This is a genomic window from Motilibacter deserti (assembly GCF_011250635.1).
Classification (GTDB): Bacteria; Actinomycetota; Actinomycetes; order Motilibacterales; family Motilibacteraceae; genus Motilibacter_A; species Motilibacter_A deserti.
The window spans coordinates 1-6,049 of record NZ_JAANNP010000106.1 but is presented as its reverse complement, the minus strand read 5'-3'; the positions used below and the strand labels follow the sequence as shown (position 1 = coordinate 6,049).

The window sequence follows — 6,049 nt, the reverse complement described above, 5'->3', positions numbered from 1 at the left end:
GCCCCACAACCCACCTCACCCGCACGAGTGACACACCCCGCGTGAGACACCGGTCGAGGAACGCCGAAGGGCGGCCTCCCGGGACACCCGGGAGACCGCCCTGAGGACAGAGCCGTCGGAGCAGCGCGGCCAGCGCACCGTCAAAGCACGACCGTCAGACGAGCAGCTCGCCCACCACACGCGGAGCCAGCAGCGTGAGCTCGGCCGTGACCAACTCCGCCTCGGCGTCCGGGACGGCGTCGGCCGCGGCGAGGAACAGCGGCAGCGCGCGCTCGTCGCGGTACGACTCGAGCGCGACCGCCGCGGCGAGCACCCGGTCGCGGGCGGGCCGCGCCGGGTCTCCGGCGATGGCGACCAGCGGGCAGCCGGCCGTGATGCCCACCGCACGGGCACGGGCCGACCACTCCAGCGCCCGCAGGACCGTACGCCGGCCGGCGATCGGCAGCGCGGCCGCGAGGACCGCGCGCGAGGCCGGCCACGCCGTGAACGCCTGCTCGAGCACGTCGTCGGCGTCCTCGTCGCTCATCGACAGGGACTCGCCCAGCAGGGGCAGGACGTCGTCGGCCGGCACGGCCCGCAGGTAGCGGACAAGGGGCACCCCTGCCCGCTTGAAGAGCTTGGCGACCGTCGCCAGCCGCAGGGCGGCCGTGCCCCGCCCGGTGACCTCGAGCACGCGCTCCACGCCGCGGGCGTGCTCCCCCGTCGCCAGGCAGGCCTCGACCTCGAGCGCGAGCCAGGAGTCGCGGGTGCGCCGCAGCCCGACCTCGTCCTCGACGACGTCGGGGAGGGCGGCCAGCAGCTCGAGCGCCCGCGCGGGGTCGCCCTCGCGCATCGCGATCTCCGCCTCGTACGCCGCCACGGTCAGCCCGGCGACGCTGCGCTCGCGCAGCCGCTCGAGCCACACGCGCGCGCCGTCGAAGTCCTTCGAGCCGATCGTCACCATCAGCCCGACCAGGCACGACTGGCGCTGGTTCACGGGCGTGCCGCCGACCGCGATCATCCGCTCGGCCGCGTCGAGCGCGCCGGGGCCGTCGCCGGCCGAGCACAGCGAGCGCGCCAGGTTCGCGAGCGCCTCACCGGGGTCGCCCTCGATGCCGCCGTCCTCGACGGCGAGCCGGGCGAGGTCGGCGTTGCGCTTGTACTTGTCCCGGGCGGCCATGCGGTGCGGCAGGTAGCCCGAGTGCACGAGGCGTACGTCCTGCAGGTCCTCCTCGGCGGGTGCGTCGCCGGTGCGGTCCATGAGCTGCTCGTGCAGCCGGCCGGCCCACCAGTCGGCGCTGGCGCGGGCGATGCGCCGCGAGCGCAGCGTGCTCGCCGCGCCGACGCCGACCGCGGCGTTGTCCACCTCGACGACGAACGCATCGACGTTGGCCCGCGCGTCGCGCAGCCGGCGGCGTACGGCCTCGACGTCGCCCACGGCGACCTCGTCCGCATCCACGGTGAAGGCCCACCGGCCGGTGCAGTGCATGAGCGAGCGGTTGCGCGCGTCGCTGAAGTGGTCGTTCCAGTAGCCGCGGACGACGCGGGCGCCGGCCGCCTCCGCGATCTCGACCGTGCGGTCGGTCGAGCCGGTGTCGTAGACGACGACCTCGTCGCAGAACGCCTGCAGGGCAGCGATGCTCTCGCCGAGCACCTCTTCCTCGTCCTTGACGATCATCGTCCCGGACAGCAGCGGGCGCGCCGCGGGGCGCAGCGAGCACGCCGCCGTGTCGCGGTGGGGCCACCAGCTCTCGGCGGCGACCACGACTCGTCGGCCGCCGGACGCGAGGCGCGCGCCCAGGCCCTCGCCCAGGTCGTCGACTGCCGTGAGGTCGGCCGTGCGTGCCAGCAGGACGACGTCGGCCAGCTCTTCGGCCGGCCAGTACGCCCCGCGCAGCTCGCGGGCCTGCTCGCGGGCGAACGCCCGCAGCGTGCTCCGGGTGCCGATGGCCTCGATGGGCGCGACGAGCTGCTGGCGCCCGGCCGCGAGGTCCGTGCGCGGGCCGACCGCGACGACGTCGTCGCCGAGCGCGGCGGCCAGCTGGTCCAGGGCGTGCGGCGGCGCGAGGCAGTCCCCGTCGACGAGGAGGACGAGCTCGTTGCGGGCGGCGGCGACGCCGGCCGCGCGCTGCTCGGCCAGGCTCGCGCCGGCGGGCAGCACGCGCGCGCCGCGGACGGTGCCGACGGGAACGGCGGCGACGACGAGGACCTCGTCGTGCAGCCGCAGCGACGGCTGCAGCGCCGCGAGCGCCTCGGAGACCGGCCCGGCCGCGGTGAGGACGACGGAGACGGCGGGACGCTGCGCGCTCATCGGGCCGTCACCGCGTATGCGGCGCGCCGGGCGCGGGGCAGGGGGACGCGGGCTCGAAGGCGCATGGGCTTCTCCTCGGCACGGACGGGCGGGGACTTTCGGCTATCGGGCGAGGACGGGCAGCAGCAGCTCGGGCGGGAGGACCCCGGCCTCGACCATCAGCTGCGGCAGCGCGGCGCCCCGGGCCGGCCGGCGCTCGGGCCGCGTGCTGAGCACGAACCGGAGCCGGTCGACGGGAAGGGTGAACTGCGACGTGCTCAGCACACCGCCGTAGCTCGCCGGGAGCAGGCCGAGCATGTGCAGCAGCTCCAGCGGAGCCTGCGACGGCATCGTCAGCACGTCGTCGCCCAGCGCGGCGGCGAGCTCGGCGTGGTGGTTGGTGTTGGCCGGGTGGCCCTTGAACGCGAGGCGGGCACCGGCGGGGATGCGGCCGTCGGCGCGCAGCATCCGGATCGCGTTGAGCTGGGTGGCGGCCAGCTCGTCGTCGTCGGCGTCCTCCCAGACCGCGGAGCCGGTGAAGAGCAGCCCGTCGGGGTCCCGCGCGACGCTCTCGAGCTGCTCGCGCTGGGCCGCGTCGATCCCGAACAGGCCCAGGTAGCGCTCGGTCTGCCGGCGCGACAGCCCGATCAGCGTGTCGAAGCGCATGTCGGCGGCGTAGGGCTCGAGGTAGCCGTGCAGCAGCCGGCCGGGCTCGTCGCGGAGCAGGACGTCGCGCCGGAGCAGGTGGTAGGTCGTCGGGAAGAGGTGGTGCCAGGCGTAGCTCTGCGCGATCCCCCAGAGCATCGGCTCGCGGGCTAACACCGCGCGGCGCAGGTCCGCCGCGGCGGCGGCGACCTGGCGTACGGGATCGCGCTGCTGCTTGAGCGTCTCGCGCTCGAGCACGCCGATGCTGCCGTCGTCGTAGAGGTCGAGCGAGACGCGCTCGCGCGCGCCGGGCACCAGCAGGCAGAGCTCGCGCAGCAGCGGCGTGATGCTCTTCGCGGCGTGGTGCTGGTTCGCGTGGATCTCGATGCGGTCGAAGCGGCGCGCGGTGACGAGACGGGCCACGGCCGCGACGAACTCGCCGCTGACCGCCGCCACCTGCGGCACGTGGTGCGCGTTGCAGCCTTCGAGCTGCTCGGCCGTGAGCGGGAGCCGCAGCCAGGTCGCGATCTTGAAGACGTCGGGGTCGTCGGCGCAGGCGACGAAGTCGGCGACCTGGCTGACCAGCGACAGCGTCGTGGAGTCGACGTAGAGCTTGAGCACCTGCTCGCCGGACCGGCGGGCGGCGGGGCGGGCGCCCGCGCGGGGCGCCGGCACGGCCGCCGTCCGGCGCTCGGCCACGGGAGCCGCCACGGGGGTCACACCCCTTCCCGGACGGAGCCGTTGACCGCGGCGCCAGCCGTCACGAGCGCGTCGGCCGGCCGCGCGGGAGCGTCCTCGAGGAAGAGCTCGGAGCGGAAGGACTCGACGATGTCGTCGACGATGCGCCGGCTGGCGCGGCCGTCGACGTACGGGAAGTGGCGCTCGACGGCGGCGGCGCGCTCGGCCGCCTGCGGGTCCTTCCCGCGCCGAACCATGTCGAGGAACGCGTCGACGTCCTCCCAGGAGCGCGCCTGGTACATCGACTCGAAGTACGCGCCCTCGTCGTTGGTGCCCGGCCCGTCCTCGCGGCGCAGGTAGAGCAGCGGCTTGCCGGTCGGGAGGAAGACCGTGGCCAGCGAGCTGAGGTCGCTCATCATGGCGTCGGCGGTCGCGAGCGCCTCGGTGTAGTCGGCGGTGTCGTCGAGGTGGATGGTGTCGTGCTCCGCGGCGAGGCGGCGCAGCGTGGTCTCGACGCGCGACGGGCCGCCCTCGATCTCGGCGAGGTCCGCGAAGAGCCGGAAGTGCGGCCGGACGAGGAGCACCAGGTCCGAGCGCTGGGTGAAGCGCTGCAGCAGCGGCTGCAGGTAGAGGTGGAACGTCGACCAGCCGCCCTCCTCCATGCGGAAGTGCGGGTTCCACAGCACGACCGGCCGGCCCTTGGCGCGCGCACGCAGCTGCCGGCCCCAGGACTCGGGCACGGCGTTGACGCTGGCGTCGAGCTTCGGCGAGCCGAGCACGCGCACGGGGGCGTCGCCGGCGGCGCAGTGCGCGGCGTACAGGCGGGCCTGCTCCCGCGAGGACAGGTAGGCGCGCCACGCGAGGCGCTGCAGCGGGAGGTCCCACAGCAGCCGCGTCATGAAGGCGCCGTCGATCGCGTTGTTGCCGTAGGGCACGGAGACGAGGCGTACGCCGCGCTCGGCGAGCGCAGCGGCGCTCAGCTGCGCGGGGCGGAACTCGTCGTAGGGGTTGTCGACGACGACGACGTCCACGTCGTCGAGGAAGCTCACGAGCCACTCGCCGTCGCGCGGGTCGTAGCCGCGGTCGCGGACGAAGTCGGCAGTGGAGGCCTGCTGGCCGTCGGCGGTGCTGTCGAGGGCGACGAGGGTGAAGTCGATGTCGACGCGGGCGCTCAGCTCGGCGGCGAGCACGGACACCGAGCCCCAGGTCTGCCGCTGCTGCACGAGCAGGACGACGTGCGGGCGGCGGCGGCCGGCGGTGATGTCCCGGGCGGCGCGGACGTCGCGCCGGCTGATCGCCTTCTCGGCCTGCGCGCGGTCGCGCTGGGCCTGCAGGATCGTGAAGTGCGCGCGGTACGCGGCCTCGTCGACGGCGGGCACGGCACCCGCCTGCTCGGCAGGCTCCTCGGCGGCGTCCCACAGCTCGCGGGCCAGCAGCGTCAGGAGCGCCACGGACCGGGCGTTCTCGGCCTCGTCGCGGCCGGCGGTCACCCGGCGCAGGCACTCCAGGCCGGCGGCCTCCTGCTCGCCGAGCAGCAGCAGCTCGGGCAGGGCGCGGGTGTCGGCGACGGCGGCGGTGCAGACCCGCTGCACGACCTCGGCGTGCGCCTCGGTGGGCTCGTCGACCCCGACGACGGTCAGGACGACCTCGACCGGGTCGTTCGCGCTGAAGACCTGCGCGGCCGCGGAGACGACCACCTGCGCCTGCGGCAGGGCCAGGTCCTCGATCTCGATGACGACTGCATGGCGCACTGGCGGGTTGCCCGCGTCAACTTGGGTCACGTGTCACTGGTTCGGCCCAACGCTGCCGGGACCTTAGGCCTGGGCGAGGCGTCCGGATGAGCGTCCACCGACGCGCTCAAGCCCGTCGGCGTCGCCGTCGAAGCACGTCGCGTGCCCGTCCTCGCCCGCATGGTCCCCGCCCCGCTCGCCGTGGAGATCCGGCCCGGTGCCCTCGCCGACCTTCCCGCCGTCCTCAGCGACCGGCGGATCTCGACGTCCGGCCGGGTCGCCGTGGCGGTCAGCGCCACGTCGGGCGCGGCGGTGGAGGCGTACCTGCGCGAGCGGCTCGGGGCGGCCGACTTCTTCGCCGTCGGCTCGGGGCGGGTCGAGAGCGCGCACCGGTTGGCCGACGAGATCCGGGCCAGCCGCTACGACGCCGTCGTCGGGGTCGGCGGGGGCAAGGTCCTCGACGTCACGAAGTACGCCGCGGCCCGGCTCGGGCTGCCGATGGTGTCCGTCGCGGCGAACCTCGCCCACGACGGCCTCGGCTCCCCCGTGGCCGTGCTCGACAACGAGGCCGGCCGCGGGTCGTACGGCGTGCCCGCCCCCCTCGCCGTCGTCGTGGACCTCGACCTGGTCCGCAGCGCCCCGGCGCGGACGCTGCGCGCCGGCGTCGGCGAGGCGCTCTCGAACCTCTCCGCGGTCCGCGACTGGCGGCTGAGCCACGCGGTCAACG

The 6,049-nt window shown here is 75.4% G+C and carries 4 protein-coding genes; 1 reads left to right on the top strand and 3 read right to left on the bottom strand.

Annotation, left to right across the window (positions count from 1 at the left end; genetic code table 11):
- Nucleotides 1-154: 154 nt before the first annotated feature.
- The 3 genes from G9H71_RS23160 to G9H71_RS25335 all read right to left on the bottom strand — a co-directional run bounded on the left by G9H71_RS23160 (nucleotide 155) and on the right by G9H71_RS25335 (nucleotide 5,373).
- Nucleotides 155-2,290, bottom strand: a complete 2,136-nt coding sequence (locus tag G9H71_RS23160) for a glycosyltransferase (RefSeq protein ID WP_196792329.1) — start codon at nucleotides 2,288-2,290, stop codon at nucleotides 155-157.
- 102 nt (nucleotides 2,291-2,392) lie between these two features.
- A complete protein-coding gene (locus tag G9H71_RS20600) occupies nucleotides 2,393-3,625 on the bottom strand; it encodes a hypothetical protein (protein WP_331273158.1) in 1,233 nt (410 codons plus the stop codon).
- A 5-nt stretch (nucleotides 3,626-3,630) separates the two neighbouring features.
- Nucleotides 3,631-5,373, bottom strand: coding sequence for a CDP-glycerol glycerophosphotransferase family protein (locus G9H71_RS25335; protein WP_166284657.1), 1,743 nt, complete (start codon nucleotides 5,371-5,373; stop codon nucleotides 3,631-3,633).
- A gap of 111 nt (nucleotides 5,374-5,484) precedes the next feature.
- Between G9H71_RS25335 and G9H71_RS20590 the strand changes: the two genes are divergently transcribed.
- A partial coding sequence (locus tag G9H71_RS20590) for an iron-containing alcohol dehydrogenase (RefSeq protein WP_166284656.1) occupies nucleotides 5,485-6,049 on the top strand: 565 nt, incomplete at its 3' end.